Source organism: Microbacterium sp. 2RAF4, from assembly GCF_052115285.1.
Lineage (GTDB): Bacteria > Actinomycetota > Actinomycetes > Actinomycetales > Microbacteriaceae > Microbacterium > Microbacterium oxydans.
Genome location: NZ_JBFRGI010000008.1, coordinates 1 through 1,822, shown reverse-complemented (window position 1 = coordinate 1,822; position 1,822 = coordinate 1). Strand labels below are relative to the sequence as shown.

Below are 1,822 nucleotides of genomic sequence, written 5' to 3'. Positions count from 1 at the left end.
GGTAAGATAGAGAAGTTGCCCTGCGGGCCTGGCTGTGATGGCTGGGTCGTGGGAGCATCCGATCCTTGAGAACTCAACAGCGTGCACTTGTCAAATGCCAAATTATCCTCGTCTAGCTTCGGCTGGGTGAGAATTCCTTTGGATCAAAGACCAGCCCTTCCRGGGGCTGGCAATGGATGAAGTCAGCAATGAATTTGTCTCTTTGGTCAGCATCAAACTCGCTGCGTCACCGTTTTCCCGGTGGGGTATGCATTTCTTTTTTACGGAGAGTTTGATCCTGGCTCAGGATGAACGCTGGCGGCGTGCTTAACACATGCAAGTCGAACGGTGAACACGGAGCTTGCTCTGTGGGATCAGTGGCGAACGGGTGAGTAACACGTGAGCAACCTGCCCCTGACTCTGGGATAAGCGCTGGAAACGGCGTCTAATACTGGATATGTGACGTGACCGCATGGTCTGCGTCTGGAAAGAATTTCGGTTGGGGATGGGCTCGCGGCCTATCAGCTTGTTGGTGAGGTAATGGCTCACCAAGGCGTCGACGGGTAGCCGGCCTGAGAGGGTGACCGGCCACACTGGGACTGAGACACGGCCCAGACTCCTACGGGAGGCAGCAGTGGGGAATATTGCACAATGGGCGMAAGCCTGATGCAGCRACGCCGCGTGAGGGAYGACGGCCTTCGGGTTGTAAACCTCTTTTAGYAGGGAAGAAGCGAAAGTGACGGTACCTGCAGAAAAAGCGCCGGCTAACTACGTGCCAGCAGCCGCGGTAATACGTAGGGCGCAAGCGTTATCCGGAATTATTGGGCGTAAAGAGCTCGTAGGCGGTTTGTCGCGTCTGCTGTGAAATCCGGAGGCTCAACCTCCGGCCTGCAGTGGGTACGGGCAGACTAGAGTGCGGTAGGGGAGATTGGAATTCCTGGTGTAGCGGTGGAATGCGCAGATATCAGGAGGAACACCGATGGCGAAGGCAGATCTCTGGGCCGTAACTGACGCTGAGGAGCGAAAGGGTGGGGAGCAAACAGGCTTAGATACCCTGGTAGTCCACCCCGTAAACGTTGGGAACTAGTTGTGGGGTCCATTCCACGGATTCCGTGACGCAGCTAACGCATTAAGTTCCCCGCCTGGGGAGTACGGCCGCAAGGCTAAAACTCAAAGGAATTGACGGGGACCCGCACAAGCGGCGGAGCATGCGGATTAATTCGATGCAACGCGAAGAACCTTACCAAGGCTTGACATATACGAGAACGGGCCAGAAATGGTCAACTCTTTGGACACTCGTAAACAGGTGGTGCATGGTTGTCGTCAGCTCGTGTCGTGAGATGTTGGGTTAAGTCCCGCAACGAGCGCAACCCTCGTTCTATGTTGCCAGCACGTAATGGTGGGAACTCATGGGATACTGCCGGGGTCAACTCGGAGGAAGGTGGGGATGACGTCAAATCATCATGCCCCTTATGTCTTGGGCTTCACGCATGCTACAATGGCCGGTACAAAGGGCTGCAATACCGCGAGGTGGAGCGAATCCCAAAAAGCCGGTCCCAGTTCGGATTGAGGTCTGCAACTCGACCTCATGAAGTCGGAGTCGCTAGTAATCGCAGATCAGCAACGCTGCGGTGAATACGTTCCCGGGTCTTGTACACACCGCCCGTCAAGTCATGAAAGTCGGTAACACCTGAAGCCGGTGGCCTAACCCTTGTGGAGGGAGCCGTCGAAGGTGGGATCGGTAATTAGGACTAAGTCGTAACAAGGTAGCCGTACCGGAAGGTGCGGCTGGATCACCTCCTTTCTAAGGAGCATCTGACACTTTCGGGTGTCCAGAACCCAG

The 1,822-nt window shown here is 55.5% G+C and carries 1 rRNA gene; it reads left to right on the top strand.

The window, feature by feature from the left end:
- The first annotated feature begins 259 nt into the window (after positions 1 to 259).
- A 16S ribosomal RNA gene (locus AB4070_RS18535) occupies positions 260 to 1,783 on the top strand.
- Positions 1,784 to 1,822: the final 39 nt, after the last annotated feature.